The organism is Streptomyces sp. CB03238, assembly GCF_002099185.1.
Lineage (GTDB): Bacteria > Actinomycetota > Actinomycetes > Streptomycetales > Streptomycetaceae > Streptomyces.
The window spans coordinates 70,778-89,023 of the sequence record NZ_NBCN01000019.1; the positions used below are offsets into that span (position 1 = coordinate 70,778).

Annotated in this window: 12 protein-coding genes; 4 read left to right on the top strand and 8 right to left on the bottom strand. The window is 71.6% G+C overall.

Annotated features, from left to right (window positions below; translation table 11 throughout):
- Window positions 1-581 precede the first annotated feature (581 nt).
- Window positions 582-1,433 carry a methyltransferase domain-containing protein gene (locus tag BKD26_RS29095; protein ID WP_241518899.1) on the top strand — a complete coding sequence of 284 codons (852 nt, stop codon included), beginning with the start codon at window positions 582-584 and terminating at the stop codon, window positions 1,431-1,433.
- Between the two features lie 22 nt (window positions 1,434-1,455).
- Here BKD26_RS29095 and ftsH read toward each other — a convergent pair whose 3' ends face one another.
- The 6 genes from ftsH to BKD26_RS29125 all read right to left on the bottom strand — a co-directional run bounded on the left by ftsH (window position 1,456) and on the right by BKD26_RS29125 (window position 11,292).
- Window positions 1,456-3,342 carry an ATP-dependent zinc metalloprotease FtsH gene (gene ftsH, locus BKD26_RS29100; RefSeq protein ID WP_107418027.1) on the bottom strand — a complete coding sequence of 629 codons (1,887 nt, stop codon included), beginning with the start codon at window positions 3,340-3,342 and terminating at the stop codon, window positions 1,456-1,458.
- 282 nt (window positions 3,343-3,624) lie between these two features.
- Window positions 3,625-5,175, bottom strand: coding sequence for a signal recognition particle protein (gene ffh, locus BKD26_RS29105; RefSeq protein WP_084904262.1), 1,551 nt, complete (start codon window positions 5,173-5,175; stop codon window positions 3,625-3,627).
- A 201-nt stretch (window positions 5,176-5,376) separates the two neighbouring features.
- Window positions 5,377-7,809, bottom strand: a complete 2,433-nt coding sequence (locus BKD26_RS29110) for a [protein-PII] uridylyltransferase (RefSeq protein ID WP_084904265.1) — start codon at window positions 7,807-7,809, stop codon at window positions 5,377-5,379.
- 11 nt (window positions 7,810-7,820) lie between these two features.
- Window positions 7,821-8,159 carry a P-II family nitrogen regulator gene (locus tag BKD26_RS29115; RefSeq protein ID WP_084904268.1) on the bottom strand — a complete coding sequence of 113 codons (339 nt, stop codon included), beginning with the start codon at window positions 8,157-8,159 and terminating at the stop codon, window positions 7,821-7,823.
- Entirely contained in the window at window positions 8,156-9,502 is a 1,347-nt protein-coding gene (locus tag BKD26_RS29120) for an ammonium transporter (RefSeq protein WP_084904270.1), read from the bottom strand. The genes BKD26_RS29115 and BKD26_RS29120 overlap by 4 nt, the downstream gene beginning before the upstream one ends.
- A 317-nt stretch (window positions 9,503-9,819) precedes the next feature.
- On the bottom strand, window positions 9,820-11,292 hold the full coding sequence (locus BKD26_RS29125; RefSeq protein ID WP_084904273.1) for a hypothetical protein: 1,473 nt from the start codon (window positions 11,290-11,292) through the stop codon (window positions 9,820-9,822).
- A 427-nt stretch (window positions 11,293-11,719) separates the two neighbouring features.
- On the opposite strand from BKD26_RS29125, the gene BKD26_RS29130 reads away from it, so the two are divergent.
- Complete coding sequence (locus tag BKD26_RS29130; protein ID WP_084904275.1) at window positions 11,720-12,370, top strand: bifunctional DNA primase/polymerase; 651 nt, start codon at window positions 11,720-11,722, stop codon at window positions 12,368-12,370.
- A 510-nt stretch (window positions 12,371-12,880) separates the two neighbouring features.
- On the opposite strand, the gene ftsY is transcribed toward BKD26_RS29130, so the two are convergent.
- Entirely contained in the window at window positions 12,881-14,107 is a 1,227-nt protein-coding gene (gene ftsY, locus BKD26_RS29135) for a signal recognition particle-docking protein FtsY (protein ID WP_084904278.1), read from the bottom strand.
- Window positions 14,108-14,246: 139 nt separating this feature from the next.
- On the opposite strand from ftsY, the gene BKD26_RS29140 reads away from it, so the two are divergent.
- Together BKD26_RS29140 and BKD26_RS29145 are read left to right on the top strand one after the other, a co-directional pair.
- Window positions 14,247-15,695, top strand: coding sequence for a cytosine permease (locus BKD26_RS29140; RefSeq protein WP_084904281.1), 1,449 nt, complete (start codon window positions 14,247-14,249; stop codon window positions 15,693-15,695).
- Window positions 15,696-15,755: 60 nt separating this feature from the next.
- Window positions 15,756-16,736 carry an LLM class flavin-dependent oxidoreductase gene (locus BKD26_RS29145; RefSeq protein WP_084904284.1) on the top strand — a complete coding sequence of 327 codons (981 nt, stop codon included), beginning with the start codon at window positions 15,756-15,758 and terminating at the stop codon, window positions 16,734-16,736.
- A gap of 40 nt (window positions 16,737-16,776) precedes the next feature.
- Here BKD26_RS29145 and BKD26_RS29150 read toward each other — a convergent pair whose 3' ends face one another.
- Window positions 16,777-18,195, bottom strand: a complete 1,419-nt coding sequence (locus BKD26_RS29150) for a sugar porter family MFS transporter (protein ID WP_084904287.1) — start codon at window positions 18,193-18,195, stop codon at window positions 16,777-16,779.
- Window positions 18,196-18,246: the final 51 nt, after the last annotated feature.

Sequence of the window (18,246 nt, forward strand, 5' to 3'; positions counted from 1 at the left end):
CCTGACGAGGGCCAGTGCGCTGATCTGCGGAGAAGCCGCGCAGCTCCCATCAAGGTGGTACGTAGCGGCGCGTACGCCCCGGCGCGTAGCCGGCCGCCGTGCGCCGGTCGCCGCCCCCGGATCGTGGAGGGCGCGCGGGCGGGGCCCCGAGCGGTGTACGGAGCCGACAGTACCGGGGCCGTTCCCGGCACGGCCAACCACCCCGGCATCGGCGGGCACCGGGCGGTTCCCCCGCCGGTCAGGACGGGGTCAGGACGGAGGTCAGGACCCGGGCCGGGAGCCGGGCCGGGAGCCGGGCCGGGAAACGTGCCGGGGCCCGGGCCACATGGGCCGGCGGGCCCTCGGCGCCGTCCTGGCATGGCGGGATTCGCAGGGCGCCGCCACTATGGGAGGTGGTTCGTGCCGCACTCGGGGGCGCACAACCGGGGCACGCAAGCATTGCTCCCCGACCCCTGGACTTGGGGGCGGATGCGGAGTTCCCTGGCTACGGGGAGTGCGAGCGCACGTACACGGGGGCTGTCAATCAGGGCAGAGACGCACAGATGGACTCTCGGCGGATTGGGGCGCTTTCGATGACACCTATGCTCGTCCAGCACCACCCCCACCCGGCCTCGGCCCCTCCGGCTTCGGATGCGCCCGGCCGTGCCCGCGACTGGGCGGAGATCCAGGAACGGATGCTCGTCCCGCTCTATGAAGCGGTGTACGAGCACCTGGAGGTCGGTACCGGGACGCGGCTGCTCGGTCTCGGATGCGGCTCCGGCCTCGCCCTGCTGATGGCCGCCGCACGCGGCGCGCAGGTCACGGGCGTCGACACGGACCACGCGCGCGTGGACCTGGCCCGTAAGCGGCTGCTCCCCGACGCGGGCGGGCGTGAAACCCACCGCTGCGGCGAGACGAGGCTGCTGTACGGCGGGCCCGCGGACGCCGCGGACCTCACCCGTCCGGCGTACAACCTGATCACCGCCTTCCAGCCGATCGGCTGCACCGCGGGCGACTCCGACGGGCTGGCGCCCGCCCTCGCGGCCGCCGTACGGCTGGCGGAGCGGGGCAGCGCGGTGGTGCTGGCGGGCTGGGGCCCGCCGGAGCGGTGTGCCACCTCGGCGGTACTGCGGGTGGCGGGCCGGCTGACCGAGCGGCTGCGCACGGGCGCGACCTGGCGTCCGGCTCTCCGGGACGACCTGGAGGAGGTGGCCTCGCGGGCCGGGCTCAGGCCGGACGGCTCGGGACGGGTGGCGTGCCCGTTCGGGTACGCGGACATGGACAGCGCCGTACGCGGGCTGTTCTCGACCGGCCTGTTCGACGCGGCGGTGGCCGTCTCGGACCAGGCGACGGTGGAGAAGGAGGTCACCGAGGCCCTCCACCCGCATGTGCGCCCCGACGGCACCGTATGGATGCCCAACGTGTTCCGCTACCTCGTCGCCCGTACTCCGTGACACTCGCGGGGACACCGGCGGGTCACTCCTCCTTGGCGAGACGGGGGATGCCCGCGGCCCGGTAGGCGTCCTCCTCCTCCAGCGTCTCGTTCTCCAGGAGCGCCGCCGCCAGCGTGTCCAGCCTGGCGCGGTGCTCCTGGAGCTGTCGGCAGGCACTCTCGTAGCACTCGTCGACGATGCGGCGCATCTCGTGGGCGACGGCGTCCAGCGTGGCGGGCGCCGCCGACAGCCCGTACGCCTGCTGCGCGTCGCCGGGGATGGCGCTGAGCCGGCCGACCCGGTCGCTCATGCCCCAGCGGCCGGCCATGCCGCGCGCGATGTTGGTGACCTGTTCCAGGTCGCTCTCCGAGCCCGTCGTGATGACGCCGAAGACGATGTGCTCGGCCGCCATGCCGCCGAGCGCCCCGATGATGCGGCCGCGCAGATAGTCCTCCGTGTACGCGTACTTGTCGGCGTCCGGCGTCGACAGGGTCACCCCGAGGGCCCGCCCGCGCGGGACGATGGTGACCTTGCGGACCGGGTCGGCGCCGGGCTGGAGCATGCCGAGCAGCGCGTGCCCGCTCTCGTGGTACGCGGTACGGCGCCGTTCCTCCAGGGGCATGACCAGCGAGCGTTCGGCGCCGAGCTGGACCTTCTCCAGCGCGTCGGAGAGGTCCGAGCGGGTGACCTGGTGCTGTCGGCGCTTGACCGCGAGGAGGGCGGCCTCGTTGGCGAGGTTGGCCAGTTCGGCGCCGGTCATGCCCGGTGTCGTACGGGCGACCTGGGTGAGGTCGACGTCGTCGGCCAGTGGGATGTCGCGGGTGTGGATCCGGAGGATGGCCTCGCGGCCGCCCCGGTCGGGCGGGCTGACGTGGACGATCCGGTCGAAGCGGCCGGGGCGGGTCAGCGCCGGGTCCAGGACGTCGGCGCGGTTGGTGGCCGCGATGACGATGACGCCCTCGGAGCCGGAGAAGCCGTCCATTTCGGTGAGGATCTGGTTGAGCGTCTGTTCGCGCTCGTCGTGTCCGCCCATGGCGGCGCCGCCGCCCCTGACGCGCCCGATGGTGTCGATCTCGTCGATGAAGATGATCGCGGGCGCGACCTTGCGGGCCTCGTTGAAGAGTTCCCGTACGCGTGAGGCGCCGACTCCCACGATCATCTCGATGAACTCGGACGCGGACGCGGAGAAGAACGGCACGCCCGCCTCACCCGCCACGGCCCGCGCCAGCAGCGTCTTGCCGGTGCCGGGCAGGCCGGACAGCAGCACGCCGCGCGGCATCTTGGCGCCCATCCTGCGGTAGGCCTGGGGGTTCTTCAGGAAGTCGACGACGTCGTTGAGCTCGCCCTCCACCTCGTCGATCCCCGCGACGTCGGCGAAGGTGGTCCGCTGCCCCACCTCCAGCTCGACCGGTTTGGGCGGCGCCTTGCGGCCGAGCATGCCGCCCGCGCCGAACCCGGCGCCCCTCATCCGCCGGGCGATGAACAGCCACAGCACGACGAGCAGCAGGATCGGCGCCAGCGAGAACAGCAGGTTGGCGAGGAAGCTGGGCTTCTCGACGACCGGCTCGGCCGTCACGGTGACCTTCTGCTTCGTCAGCTCGGCCCAGAGGTTGTCGTCGGCGAACGCCGGCCGCTGGGTGGTGAAGCGCTGCTTGTTCTTCAGCTCCCCCTCAATGGCGTCGCCCTTGGAGTAGATCTTTGTGACGTTGCCACCCGAAACCTGCTGGCTGAATTCGGTGTACGAGATGGTCCGCTCGTCGCCGTCACCGAAGTAGGACAGGGCCAGATTGGTGAGGATGAAGACGGCCACCGCGGCGAGAAGCAGCCCCATCCAGCCCGGCATCCTCTTGCGTGGAGGCGGTGGAGGCGGTGCGCCCTCGGAGCGCCAGGGCTGGTCGGTACGGTCGCGCGGGGGTACGGAATCGGCCACGCAGCCATGATGCGAGAGGCTAACGAAAGCGGCATTACGGACGCCGGGGCGTCCACCCCCGTATGGCCGACGCCCCCGACAGGCGGGGCCCTGTTCCTCCCGGCACGCGAGGACGTCCCCCTGCCGGGCGTGGGCCTCCCGGACGGGCATGAGACGTCTCCCTGGCGGGCCGAGGGCGTCCGCCTCCCCAGGCGGGGGGCTCCTGAATGGACGAACGGGCGTCCACCCGTGGTGGACGCCCGTTCGACGAGGCCGGGAGGCCGTGCCTTATGTGGTTGCTGGTCAGCCCATGAACTTCTTGAACTCGTCAGGGAGCTCGAAGTCCTTGCCCGGTTCACCGTTCGGCAGCCCGAACGCGCCGCCCTGCTGGGCCTGTTCGCGGCGCGCCGCCTCGGCGGCCTCCTCGGCCTTCCGCTTCATCGGGTTGCCGCTCTTGCGCTTGCCCTTGGCCTGCTTCTGCTGCTTCTTCTGCCGGCCCGGGCCACCGCCCATGCCCGGGATGCCCGGCATACCGGGCATGCCGCCGCCCTGGGCCATGCGGGACATCATCTTGCGGGCCTCGAAGAACCGCTCGACCAGCGACTTGACCGCGCTGACGTCGACACCTGAACCACGGGCGATACGCGCCCGGCGGGAGCCGTTGATGATCGTCGGGTCCTGGCGCTCGCCCGGCGTCATCGACTTGATGATCGCGGCCGTACGGTCCACGTCCCGCTCGTCGATGTTGTTGATCTGCTCCTTCATCTGCGCCATGCCCGGGAGCATGCCGAGCAGCTTGGAGATGGAGCCCATCTTCCTGACCTGCTCCATCTGGGCCAGGAAGTCGTCGAGCGTGAAGTCCTTGCCCTTGCTGCTCGCCAGCTTGGAGGCCATCTTGGCGGCCTCTTCCTGGCTGAAGGTCTGCTCGGCCTTCTCGATCAGCGAGAGCACGTCGCCCATGCCGAGGATGCGGGACGCCATGCGGTCCGGGTGGAACGCGTCGAAGTCGTCCAGCTTCTCGCCGTTGGAGGCGAACATGATCTGGCGGCCGGTCACGTGCGCGATCGACAGCGCGGCACCACCGCGGGCGTCGCCGTCGAGCTTGGACAGCACCACGCCGTCGAAGCCGACGCCGTCGCGGAACGCCTCGGCCGTGTTGACCGCGTCCTGACCGATCATCGCGTCGACGACGAACAGCACCTCGTCGGGGCTGACGGCGTCGCGGATGTCCGCGGCCTGCTGCATCAGCTCCTGGTCGATGCCGAGGCGGCCGGCGGTGTCGACGATGACCACGTCGTACTGCTTGGTCTTCGCGTACTCGACCGAGTCCTTGGCGACCTGGACCGGGTCACCGACGCCGTTGCCCGGCTCGGGGGCGTAGATGCCGACGCCGGCGCGCTCGGCGACGACGGCGAGCTGGTTGACGGCGTTCGGGCGCTGGAGGTCACAGGCGACGAGGAGCGGCGCGTGCCCCTGGCCCTGGAGCCACTTGCCGAGCTTTCCGGCGAGGGTGGTCTTACCAGCACCCTGGAGACCCGCGAGCATGATCACGGTCGGCGGGTTCTTGGCGAACCGCAGACGGCGGGTCTCGCCGCCGAGGATGCCGATGAGCTCCTCGTTGACGATCTTGATGACCTGCTGGGCGGGGTTCAGCGCCTGCGAGACCTCGAGCCCGAGCGCCCGCTCCTTGACCTGCTTGATGAAGGCCCGCACCACGGGCAGCGCGACGTCGGCCTCCAGCAGTGCGATACGGATCTCGCGGGCGGTGGCGTCGATGTCCGCCTCGGACAGGCGCCCCTTGCCCCGGAGGTTCTTGAATGTCGCTGCAAGGCGGTCGGAGAGGGTATCGAACACGGCAGTCGCGGATCCTCGGGTGTAGGTGGGGGTCCCCCTGTTCGAGCGAAGCCGAGAACTAGGGGGAGGGCGGACAGTCGCCCCCCAGGGTATCCGCCCGGCGCGGTTACACATCAGCCCCGGCCGGAACGGGGCCCCTGCGGGCGCGGTGCCGGGTGGCGGCCACCCCCGGTGGGTGCCCGGCCGTCGTCCGTCCGACGGCTATCGGTCGCGGAGATCGGCCTCCAGGGTGCGGGCCACCTCCGAGGCTTCTTCCGGGGTCAGTGTGGCGCCCGTGACGTCCGTGACGTAGAAGGCGTCGACCGCGTTCGCGCCCAGCGTCGAGATGTGGGCGCTGCGGACGCGGACCGCGGCCGTTTCGAGGGCGCGGCCGATGCGGTGCAGCAGGCCCGGGGCGTCATGGGCGCGGACTTCGATGACCGTGGCCAGCGTCGACCCGGCCGGGGCGACCGTGACGCGCGGTGGCGGGGCCGTGACGCCGCGCCGGCGCGGGTAGGCAGCCTCGCGCTCGGCGAGGCGGCCGGCGATGTTCAGGGAGCCGTCCAGGGCCCGGAAGAGGTCGGCGCGCAGCCGGGTGGCCTGCGGCAGGGAGCCGTATTCGGCCGCGACGCGCCAGTTCAGTACGAGGACGGCGGCGGGGCCGAGCTCGGTGGGCAGGTCGATGGCGCGGAGGTCGGCGGAGCGGACGGTGAGGCGGTGCAGGGCGAGGACCCCGGCGACGGCGGGCAGGACGCCCGGCTGGTCGGGGAGGGCGATGAGCAGTTCGACGCCGACCGGTTCCGGTTCCGTGTGTTCGGAAGGGTGCTCGGCGTGGAGGGTCAGGACCGGTTCGCCGGTGCGGAGGGCTTCGACGGCGAGGCGTTCCTCCTCGGCGCTGGGTGCGGCGGCGGGCTCCGGGGCGGGGGGTGTGCCGCCCGCGAGGACGCCCCCGACCCGTTTGACCAGGTCGGCGACGAGTGAGGCGCGCCAGGAGGACCAGGCGGCGGGGCCGGTGGCCAGGGCGTCGGCCTCGGTGAGGGCGTGCAGGAGTTCCAGCGTGGACGCCGAGCCGACGGCCGCGGCGACGGACTGGACGGTGGCCGGGTCGTCCAGGTCGCGGCGGGTCGCGGTCTCGACGAGCAGCAGGTGGTGGCGTACGAGGGTGGCGATGACGACGACGTCGTGCGGGTCGAAGCCGATCCGGCCGGCCACGTCCCGGGCGATGGTCTCGCCCGCCACGGAGTGGTCGCCGGGCCAGCCCTTGCCGATGTCGTGGAGGAGGGCCGCGACCAGGAGGAGGTCGGGGCGGCCGACGCGGCGAGTGAGGGCGGCGGCGCGTACCGCGGTCTCGACGAGGTGCCGGTCGACCGTCCAGGTGTGGACGGGGTTGCGCTGCGGGCGGCAGCGGACGCGTTCCCAGTCGGGCAGGAGGCGGGTGATGAGGCCTTCGGCCTCCAGGGCTTCCCAGACGGGGACGGTGGGTTCTCCGGCGCCGAGGAGCGTGACGAGTTCCTCGCGCGCGTCGGCCGGCCAGGGCTCGGGCAGCGGTTTCGTGGTGGCCGCGAGGTGGCGTACGGCGTGCAGGGAGAGGGGCAGGCCGGACTGGGCGGCCGCGGCGGCGGCGCGCAGCGGGAGGACCGGGTCGCGTTCGGGGCGGGCGGTGCGGGCGAGGACGACCTCGCCGTCCATCTCGACGACGCCCTCGGCGAGCGGGGTGCGTTCGATGGGGGGCTTCCCGCCCAGCATCTTGCGCAGCCTGGGGCGTACGGACCGGGCGCGCAGGACCCGGTTGACCTCGCGCCAGGTGACGTCGCCGGCGTACGAGATGGTGCGGGCGGCTTCGTAGACCTGGCGGAGCAGGGTGTCGGAGTCGAGCAGCTCCAGGGCGCCGGCGACCTGGTCCTGTTCCTGGAGGGCGAGGCGGTCGGTGGCCCGCCCGGTGACGAGGTGGAGTGCGTCGCGGGCGTCGAGGAGGGTGCGGCGGGCTTCGGCGAGCCCTTCACGGGGGGCGTCGGCGAGCCAGGAGGCGGCGACCGCGCGCAGGGCGGTGGCGTCGCGCAGGCCACCGCGGGCCTCCTTGAGGTCGGGTTCGAGGAGGAACTGCAGCTCGCCCTGGCGTTCGGCGCGCTCCCGGCACAGTTCACCGAGTTCGGGGAGGCGTTTGGGGGCCTGGTTGCGCCAGTCGGCGAGGACGGTCGTACGCAATCCGGCGACCAGTCCGAGGTCGCCCGCGATGGGGCGGGCGTCGAGGAGGCCGAGCTGGACCTTGAGGTCCTCGGCGGCGGTCTTGCGGGCCTCGGCCGGGGTGCGTACGGAGTGGTCGAGGGCGAGGCCCAGGTCCCAGACGGGGTACCAGATGCGGTCGGCGAGCGCCGCGATGGTGGTGGCGTCGGCGGTGCCGTCGTGGAGGAGCAGCAGGTCGAGATCGCTGCGGGGGGAGAGTTCACCGCGTCCGTAGCCGCCGACGGCGACGAGGGCGGTGCCTCGGGGCGGGGCGGCGGCCGTGTGGAGGGCGGTCAGCCAGTCGTCGGTGAGCCGCGCCAGGGCGGTACGGCGCGGCGGCCCGGACCGCGCCTCCTGCTGGAGGAGGCGCAGCCGGGCCGCCGCGTAGCCGCTGGGTCCCGAGTCTTCGCTGGTCACATCGGTACTCGTCACCCGTGGGCTCCTTACAGTGCGTCGGGTCCGCGTTCGCCGGTGCGGACGCGTACGGCGGTGTCGACGGGGACGCTCCACACCTTCCCGTCACCGATCTTGCCGGTGCGGGCGGCCTTCACCACCACGTCGATGAGCTGTTCGGCGTCGTCGTCCTCGACCAGCACCTCGATACGGATCTTCGGGACGAGGTCGACGGTGTACTCGGCGCCCCGGTAGACCTCGGTGTGGCCGCGCTGCCGTCCGTAGCCGCTGGCCTCGGTGACGGTCAGGCCCTGGACTCCGAAGGCCTGGAGGGCCTCCTTGATCTCGTCCAGGCGGTGCGGCTTGACGACCGCGGTGATGAGCTTCATGCGTCCACCTTCTTGTTCTCCGCTGCGGGCAGGGCCTCGGTGAGGGACTTGCGCGAACCGGCACCGCCGCCGGCCCCGCTGAAGTCGTACGCCGTCTCGGCGTGCTCGACCTGGTCGATGCCCCGGACCTCGTCGTCCTCGCTGACGCGCATCCCCATCACCTTGTCGATGAGGAAGGCGAGCAGCGCGGAGACGATCAGAGAGTAGGCGAGGACGGCGAAGACTCCGGTGGCCTGCTTGCCGAGCTGCTCCAGGCCGCCGCCGTAGAAGAGGCCCTTGGCGTCGGACTGGACGCCGCCGGTGGCGAAGAAGCCGACCAGCAGCGAGCCGACCACACCGCCGACGAGGTGGACGCCGATGACGTCGAGGGAGTCGTCGTAGCCGAACTTGTACTTCAGGCCCACGGCCATGGCGCACAGCAGACCGGCGATGGCGCCGATGGCGATCGCGCCGAGCGGCGAGCAGGAGCCGCCGGCCGGGGTGATGGCGACCAGGCCCGCGACCGCGCCGGAGGCGGCGCCGAGGGTGGTGAAGGCGCCGTGGCGAATCTTCTCGTACGCGAGCCAGGCGAGCATCGCGGCGGCGGTGGCGACCTGGGTGTTGACGAACATCACCGCGCCGACGCCGTCGTCGTTGCCGAGCCACGAGCCGGCGTTGAAGCCGAACCAGCCGAACCACAGCAGGCCGGCGCCGAGCATGACCAGCGGCAGGCTGTGCGGCCGCATCGGGTCCCTCTTGAAGCCGACGCGCTTGCCGATGACCAGGATCACACCCAGGGCGGCGGCACCGGCGTTGATGTGGACGGCCGTGCCGCCCGCGAAGTCGATGACGCCCATCTCGAAGAGCCAGCCGCCGGTGCCCCACACCCAGTGGGCGACAGGGAAGTAGACGACGGTGACCCACAGGGCGATGAACAGGGCCCACGCGGTGAACTTCACGCGGTCCGCGAGCGCGCCGCTGATCAGGGCGGGCGTGAGGATCGCGAACATCAGCTGGAAGACGGCGAAGACGTACACCGGGATGGTGTAGCCGTCCCACAGCTCGGTGATCCCGATGCCGCTGAGCCCGACGTAGTCGGACGACCATCCGACGATGGAGCCCGAGTCGGTGCCGAAGGCGATGCTGAAGCCGTAGAGCACCCACAGGATCGTGACGATCCCGAGGCTGATGAAGCTCATCATCAGCATGTTGAGGGTGGATTTGACGCGGACCATGCCTCCGTAGAAGAAGGCGAGGGCCGGTGTCATCAGCATCACCAGGGCGGAACAGATGAGCATGAACCCGGTGTTGGCGGCAGACAGCGTGGGTGCGTCTGCGGCAAGGGTCGTGATGCCTGGGGGCATCGGCGTCTCCTCGTCGTCGGTACGGCCTGTGCGGGGCTGAGCCGGTGCTGCGTTCGGCTATGAGGGGTGGCCGGTTATGAGCCCGAGATTTACGCAGCGCGGTTTCGGTCAATGCCGCACGATGTTTCGCCGCAGTGACGAAGAGGGCGGGTGTGTTACGTCGCCATGAACCGCGGAGTCACGGGGATGTAACGGGAGTACCCTCCGCACACGTCATGGGACCGGCCGCGACGGTCACCCTGTTGACCTGGCAATGGGGGAGCCGAGTCGGGCTGTACGGGGTGACGGTCGCGGCCGGAGTCTGGTGTTGTTCCTGGTCAGACCGCTTCTGCGGTCTCGGGGAGCTGGGCGGTGAGGATGTCGGTGAGCCTGGCCACCTCCGGTACGTCCCCGAAGTCGCGGGCCGCCGTGTCGACAGTCTTGCGCAGCCGGGTGTTGACCCGCTCGGAGCGGACCCGCCGGGCGATGCCGAGGGCGGACTCGGCCAGCTTGGTGGCCTCCTCCGGCTCGCGCTTGAGCAGGTGAACGGTGGCCATGCCGACCAGGTTGAGGGCGTACGAACGCTGGTGGTCCTCGTCCTTGGAGAACAGGTCCACGGCCCGCTGCATCACGGGCTCGGCGAGCGAGGCGTACGTGGGGCTGCGGCCGGCCACATAGGCGAGGTCGCGGTAGGAGTGCGCGTTCTCCCCGTTCAGCTCGGCCTCGGAGAAGAAGCGGATCCAGTCGGGCTCGGGCTCGCCGTCGAGGCCGACGTCGGCGAAGGTGTCCTCCGCCATCCGCACGGCCCGCTTGCACTTGCTGGGCTGGCCCATGTTCGCGTACGCCCGGGCCTCCATCGCATACAGCATGGCCTGGGTGCGGGAGGTCGCGCACTCCCGGCTTCCGTACTGGGCGAGGTGGATGAGCTCCAGCGCGTCGTCGGGCCGTCCGAGGTGGATCATCTGGCGGCTCATGGAGGAGAGGATGTACGAGCCCAGCGGCTTGTCGCCGGCCTCCTTGGCGGCGTGCAGGGCGAGGACGAAGTACTTCTGGGCAGTGGGCTGGAGGCCCACGTCGTAGCTCATCCAGCCGGCCAGTTCGGCCAGTTCGGCGGCGCACTTGAACAGCCGCTTCGCGGTCGAGGCGGGCTGCGGCTCCTGCAACAGGTCGGTGACCTCGTGAAGTTGGCCGACGACCGCCTTGCGGCGCAGCCCGCCACCGCACTGGGCGTCCCACTGGCGGAACATGACGGTGGTGGATTCCAGCAGGTCCAGCTCGGCGCGGGAGAGCCGGGTGGGGCGGCGCGGGGCGGTCGGTTCGGCGCGGGCCGGTTCGACTGTGGGGGTGGGTACGAGCCAGCGCTGCATGGGCTCGATGAGGGCGGGGCCGGCGGCCAGGGCGAGCGAGGTGCCGAGGAAGCCGCGCCGGGCCAGCATCAGGTCGCTGCGGGAGAAGTCGCTGAGCAGGGCCACGGTCTGGGGGCCCGCCCAGGGGAGGTCGACGCCGGACACCGAGGGTGACTGGTGTGCCGTGCGCAGGCCGAGGTCCTCGATGGCGACGACGCTGCCGAACCGCTCGGAGAACAGCTCGGAGAGGATGCGCGGGATGGGCTCGCGCGGCTGTTCGCCGTCGAGCCAGCGCCGTACGCGCGAGGTGTCGGTGCTGATGTGGTGTGCGCCCATCTGGCGCGCCCGGCGGTTCACTTGACGCGCCAGCTCGCCCTTCGACCAGCCGCTGCGCACGAACCACGAGCTCAGCTGCTCGTTCGGGCGCTTCCCGGCGTTCGTACCGTCTGCGCCACTGCCGCCCACTGGAAGGCCCCCATCCGCCGAATCACTGTTGCGCGAACCCGTATCAGAATGCCGTCAATCACGGCCGCCCGTCCGGAGGTTGCACCCTTCGAACAGGGAACCGGCTTGCCTCCGGCATACCCACCTGTGCGGCCACTACCCCGGGTTCGTGCACTGAAAGTAATCCTACGATCACCCGCCCGGCGAGGTCGTTTCCATAAACGCCACCATTCGCCACCCCTTCGAATGAACTCCCCCGCCGCCAGGCGCGATTCACTTGACACGACGACGATCGGGAGTCGGCGGACGGTAGCGCGACAAGGCGTGCGCTACGGGACGCACCACCCTGCGCACCACTGCGCGCCGCCCGCCGGGGTACGGCCGCGACGGAGTGTCACGGTGGAACTCCGGGTCGTAACCACCGGCGATTTCCACCGTTGGAGGGGACATGGGCTTCACGATCGGCGGCTCCCGCATCCTGTCCGGCTCGCGGCGGCGCGGCGCCCGCGCCACGGAGTGCACCGTGGCCGCGGAGTACACCGGCCTGTGGGGCTGGGACGTGGTCCCCGGCGCCCGGGCCGCGTCCGGCCGGTGCTCCTGCGGCGACCCGGCCTGTACGGCTCCGGGGGCGCACCCGCTGGACTTCGCACCCGAGGTGCCGGCGGGCTCGACGCTCGACGCGGTCGCCGAGGTCTGGTCGGAGTTCCCCGGCGCGGCGCTGATGCTGCCCGTGGGCCGCACCTTCGACGTGCTGGAGGTCGCGGAGCAGGCCGGCCACCGGGCGCTGGTCCGGCTGGAGCGGATGGGCCTGCCGCTGGGCCCGGTGTGCGTCACGCCCACGGACCGGGCGCAGTTCTTCGTGGCGCCCGGCGCGGCGGCGGAGCTGCCGCAGCTGCTGTACCGGATGGGCTGGGACGACGCGGACCTGGATTTGCGGTGCCTCGGCCCGGGCGCGCACATCACGGCTCCCCCGTCGGACCACGCGGGCCTGGGCCCCGCCCGCTGGCTCCGCCCCCCGACCCTCGACGCGGGCGCCCCGCCCCAGGCCCGCCTGCTGCTGGGCACGCTGGCGTACATCTGCCACCGGTCGGCGATGTAACGGGGCCCGCCCCCGTTCCCCCGGGCACGGCAGCTTCGCGGGGGCTTCCCCCCACCCCGCCCCTTCCCGAAACCGGGGGCTCCGCCCTCGGGCCCCCGTGCGGGGGGGGAGGTGTTCATGGGGGCTGACGCCCCCAGGCGCGGCAGCTTCGCGCCGCGGGGTGCGGCACGCACGCGGATGCGACGCTTCGCGCGCGAAAGGCCACCCACGCAGCCGGGCACTCGGTGCGCGCTGCCAAGGGCAGCACGCACGTGGACGCGGTGGGGCTGGGCCCGCCCCGAAGGGGACGCGCAGTGCGGGGTGTTCTGGGCGTAAGACGACCGAGCTTGCGAAGGAGAGCCCAGGACACCCCGTACGGAGCGGACCCAACGGCACGCCCCCCACGCCGGGGCGGCCCGACAGGGCGCCGCCCGGACGGGCGAGCCCGACAAAGCCCCGCCCTGGAGGGGCACCCCCACACCCCCGCCCCGGAGGGGCACCCCCCGTAAGGGCGCCCGCCCGGTGGGAGGGCTAGTCGCCGATCAGGGCGTCGACGAAGGCTTCCGGTTCGAAGGGGGCCAGGTCGTCCGGGCCCTCGCCCAGGCCGACCAGCTTCACCGGGACGCCCAGCTCCCGCTGGACCGCGACGACGATGCCGCCCTTGGCCGTGCCGTCCAGCTTGGTGAGGACGATGCCGGTGATGTCGACGACCTCGGCGAAGACCCGCGCCTGGACCAGCCCGTTCTGGCCGGTCGTGGCGTCCAGGACGAGCAGGATCTCGTCCAGCGGGCCGTGCTTCTCCACGACGCGCTTGACCTTGCCGAGCTCGTCCATCAGACCGGTCTTGGTGTGCAGCCGGCCCGCCGTGTCGATCAGCACCACGTCGGCGCCCTCGGCGATACCTTCCTTCACCGCGTCGTACGCGACCGACGCCGGGTCGCCCGCCTCCGGTCCGCGCACCGTGCGTGCGCCGACCCGCTCGCCCCAGGTCTGGAGCTGGTCCGCGGCCGCCGCGCGGAACGTGTCCGCCGCGCCGAGGACGACCGACTTGCCGTCGGCGACGAGCACCCGCGCCAGCTTGCCGGTGGTCGTGGTCTTGCCGGTGCCGTTGACGCCGACGACCATGACGATCCCCGGCGTGTCCAGGTCGCTCTCGGTGTGGACGGTGCGGTCGAGGTCCGTACCGACGAGAGTGAGCAGCTCCTCACGCAGCAGGGCGCGCAGCTCCTCGGGCGTACGCGTACCGAGGACGCGCACGCGCTCGCGCAGGCGCTCCACCAGTTCCTGGGTCGGGGTGACGCCGACGTCGGCCGTGAGGAGGGTGTCCTCGATCTCCTCCCAGGTGTCCTCGTCGAGGTGCTCCCGCGACAGCAGGGTCAGCAGGCCCTTGCCCAGGGTGTTCTGCGAGCGGGCGAGCCGGGCGCGCAGCCGGACGAGCCGGCCGGCGGTCGGCTCCGGGACCTCGATCTCGGGCACGGGCGGCGCCGCGACGAGCGGGTCCTCGACGGCGGCGGGGGCCTCCAGGGCCTCTTCGGCCGTCGGGAGGTCCACCTCCTCGATGGTGCGGCGCGGTTCCTCCCGCGGTGTCTCCGCCTCCTCGCCGACGTGCGGCTCGGCGGGCGGAGCGGTGATGGTCGGCGTACTCGACGGCGCCTGGGGCGGCGGCAGCTGCTTCTTCTTGCGGCTGCTGACCACGAGGCCGCTGATCGCGCCGACCGCGACCAGAGCGATGACTACAGCAAGGATGAGGATTTCCATAACCCGTCCAGTATCGGCCACGACCGCCCCCGCGAGCGGTCTCGGAGCATGCACCCGGGACCAAGGCCCCTGTTTGGACCTTTTTGGACAGGAACGTACGATGCGGGGAGTCCCCCCTCCTCCCGCACGGAGCTGATCCATGCCCCACGCCTCCGAGTCCGAAGGCGCGACAGAGACCGCGATAGAGACCCGCGGTCTCGAGCCCGTCCCCGATGCCGAGCGCACCGGTCACATCCGGGAGCTGTTCCCCACCTGGGTCGCGGCGAACATCAGTGTGCTGCTGCTCACCATGGGCGCCGGCCTGATCGTCTTCAACGGCCTGAACTTCTGGCAGGTGCTGACCGTCGCGATCGCCGCGCCGGTCCTCTCGTACGGGATCGTCGGTCTGATCTCGATCGCGGGCAAGCGCGGCGGCTCCCCCGGCATGGCGCTGTCCCGTGCGGTGTTCGGGCAGCGCGGGAACCTTTTCCCGGGGACGCTGATCTGGGTGGCCCGCTGGGGCTGGGAGACGATCAACGCGGTGACGGGTGCGTACGCCGTCCTCACCGTCCTCGACCTGCTCTTCGGCATCAAGAGCAACACCGCCCTCATCGTCACCACCCTCCTCCTCTTCGTCGCCGCGACCTTCCTCGTCTCCGGGCTCGGCATCAACGCCCTGCGCGTGTGCAGCACGTGGTCGACGTACCTCTTCGGCGCGTTCTCCGTCCTCGTGCTGGTCTACCTGGTCGCCAACACCGACTGGAGTGCCGTCTTCGCCAGGCCGGCCGGTTCGACGGCGATGATGATCGCGGGCATCGGCACGATCGCGGCGGGCGGCATCAGCTGGGTGCCCTCCGGGCCGGACTTCACGCGCTATCTGCCGCGTACGGCGTCGTCGAGGGCGATGGTCGGGTCCACGGTCGGCGGTGCCGGGATCGTGGTGCTGCCGATGGTGCTGATGGGCGCGGTGATGGCGGTGTCGACGCCGAGCCTGGCGTCCGCGCAGGACCCGGTGTCGTTCATCGGCGAGCTGCTGCCGGCGTGGATCTCGGTGCCGTACCTGGTGATCGCGCTGATCGGCATGCTGCTGATCAACTCGATGTCGATGTACTCGGCCGGGTTCACCGCGCAGACGCTGGGCATCAACGTGCCGCGTGCCTGGGCGGTCAGCGTGAACGCGGTGATCTCCCTGGTGTTCGGCTTCCTGCTGATGGTGGTGGCGACCAGCTTCATCGGCTCGTTCATCTCGTTCCTGACGCTGCTGGCGGTGGCGTTCTCGGCGTGGATCGGCGTCTTCGGCGTCGACATGCTGCGCCGGACGTCGTACGACGGCGAGGCGCTGATGGACACCACCCGGACGAGCGCCTACTGGTACCGCGGCGGCTTCGCGTGGCAGGCGATGGCCGCGTGGGGCGTGGCGCTGGTGGTGGGGCTGCTGTTCACGAAGGTCGACTGGTTCGCCGGGCCGCTGGCCGGTTCGTGGATCGGTGCGAACGGTCTGGGCTGGCTGGTGACGATCGTGGTGGCGGCGGTGCTGTACGGCGTGCTGCCGCGCAGCCCGCGGCAGGAGACCAGGGCGGCGCCCGAAGCCGTCCCTGTTTCCATCTGACGTCACGTCAGCTAACGTCCCCCTTCGCCGCGTTCACCGTCCGGCGGAGGGGGACTTCTCATGGCCTTCACAGTGGTCCGGTTCAACCTCGTGGCGCCCGGCGCGACTCCCGAGGCCCTCGCCGGGCGTTACCGCGCGGCGCTGGAGATGGCCGCGTACGCCGACGGCATCGGCGTGGACACGGTTCAGACGGAGGAGCACCACGGCGCCGCGAACAACTGGCTGCCCTCCCCCTTGGTCTTCGCCGGCGCGGTCTTCGGCGCGACCCGCCGGATCGGCGTCACCGTCTCGGCGGTGATCGGCCCGCTGCACGACCCGCTGCGGCTGGCGGAGGAGGTCGCCGTACTGGACCTGCTGTCGAAGGGGCGGCTGGTGACGGTCGCGGGGATCGGCTACCGGCCGGAGGAGTACGCGGCGCACGGCGTCGACTGGGGCCGGCGCGGGCAGCTCCAGGACCTGCTCCTGGAGACGGTGCTGCGGGCGTGGACGGGCGAGGAGTTCACGTACCAGGGCCGTACGGTACGGGTCACCCCGCGCCCGTACACGCAGCCGCATCCGCTGCTGCTGGTGGGCGGCTCGTCGCGGCCGGCCGCCCGGCGGGCCGCCCGTCTGGGCCTGCCGTTCTTCCCGAGCGCGCACCTGCCGGAGCTGGAGGCGTACTACCACGAGCAGCGGGCCGCCTACGGGACGGAGGGCTTCTGCATGATGCCGGCGGCGGCGACGCCGCTGCTGCACCTGTCCGAGGACCCGGACCGTACATGGGCGGTGCACGGGGAGCACTTGCTGCACGAGGCGCGGACGTACGCCTCCTGGCAGTCGGAGGGGATCCGCTCGGCGGTGCGGTCGCGGGCGACGACGGTGGAGGAGCTGCGGGCGGAGGGGGTGTACCGGGTGGTGACGCCCGAGGAGTGTGTGGCGCTGGGCGCCGGGGGTCTCGTACTGCATCCGCTGTGTGGCGGGATGCCGGTCGACGAGGGGTGGCGCGCGCTGCATCTGCTGGGCGAGAACGTACTGCCCCGGCTCAAGGCCGTCAGGGCCTGAGCCGGGGCAGTCCTCGTTCCGAGGAGAGGGGCAGCGGGGATTAGCCCATCTCCTCCAACGCCTTGCCCTTGGTCTCCTTCACGTACTTGAGCACGAAGGGGATGGAGAGCACGGCGAAGACCGTGTAGATGACGTACGTACCGGAGAGGTTCCAGTCCGCCAGGGACGGGAAGCTCGCGGTGATGGCCCAGTTGGCGATCCACTGCGCGGAGGCGGCGACGCCGAGGGCGGCGGCGCGGATCCGGTTGGGGAACATCTCGCCGAGGAAGACCCAGACCACCACGCCCCAGGAGAGGGCGAAGAAGAGCACGAAGAGGTGGGCGGCGATCAGCGCGACGATGCCCTGGGTCTCCGGCAGTTTGCCGCCGACAAGGTCGGCGGAGAAGGCCCAGGCCTCGAAGGCGAGGGCGATCGCCATACCGGCGGAGCCGACGAGGGCGAGCGGCCTGCGGCCGACCCGGTCCACCAGGATCATCGCGATCACGGTGCCGATGATGTTGATGATCGACGTGGTGAACGAGTAGAAGAACGAGCTCTCGGGGTTGACGCCGACCGACTGCCAGAGCGTCGAGGAGTAGTAGAACGCGACGTTGATGCCGACGAGCTGCTGGAAGACCGAGAGGCCGATACCGACCCAGACGATGGGCAGGAAGCCGAAGCGGCTGCCGAGCAGGTCGCGGAAGGTCGACTTGTGCTCGCGGTGCATCGCGATCTCGATCTCGCGTACGCGCGCGTCGAGGTCGACGCCCCGGCCCTCGACCTCGGAGAGGACCTCCTTGGCCTTGTCCTTGCGGCCGACGGAGATCAGGAAGCGGGGCGACTCGGGGATCGCGAAGGAGAGCAGGCCGTAGAGCACGGCGGGGACGACCATGACGCCGAGCATCCACTGCCAGGCCTCCAGTCCGGCGATCTCGCCGCGCTGGTCGCCGCCGGCCATGTTGAGGATGGCCCAGTTGACAAGCTGGGAGACGGCGATGCCCACGACGATGGCGGCCTGCTGGAAGGAGCCGAGCCGGCCGCGGTAGGCGGCGGGGGCGACCTCGGCGATATAGGCGGGGCCGATCACCGAGGCCATACCGATGGCGAAGCCGCCGACCACGCGCCACATGGCGAGGTCCCAGAGGGCGAACGGCAGGGCGGAGCCGACGGCGCTGATGGTGAACAGGACGGCGGCGATCTGCATGCAGCGGATGCGGCCGATGCGATCGGCGATCCGCCCGGCGGTCGCGGCGCCGATGGCGCAGCCGATCAGGGCGATGGCGATGACCTGGGCGAGGGTGCCGGAACCGATCTCGTACCGGTGGCGGATGGCCTCGACGGCGCCGTTGATGACGGAGCTGTCGTAGCCGAAGAGGAATCCGCCCATCGCGGCGGCGGCCGTGATGAAGATGACATGGCCGAGGTGGTCGGGGTGGGCCTCTCGGGCCCCCGACGCCGGTGGCTGCGCTGTGCTGGTCACGTGAACTCCTGGTACCCGGCGCCGTCGCCGGGCATGGGGGGCGAGCCCTTC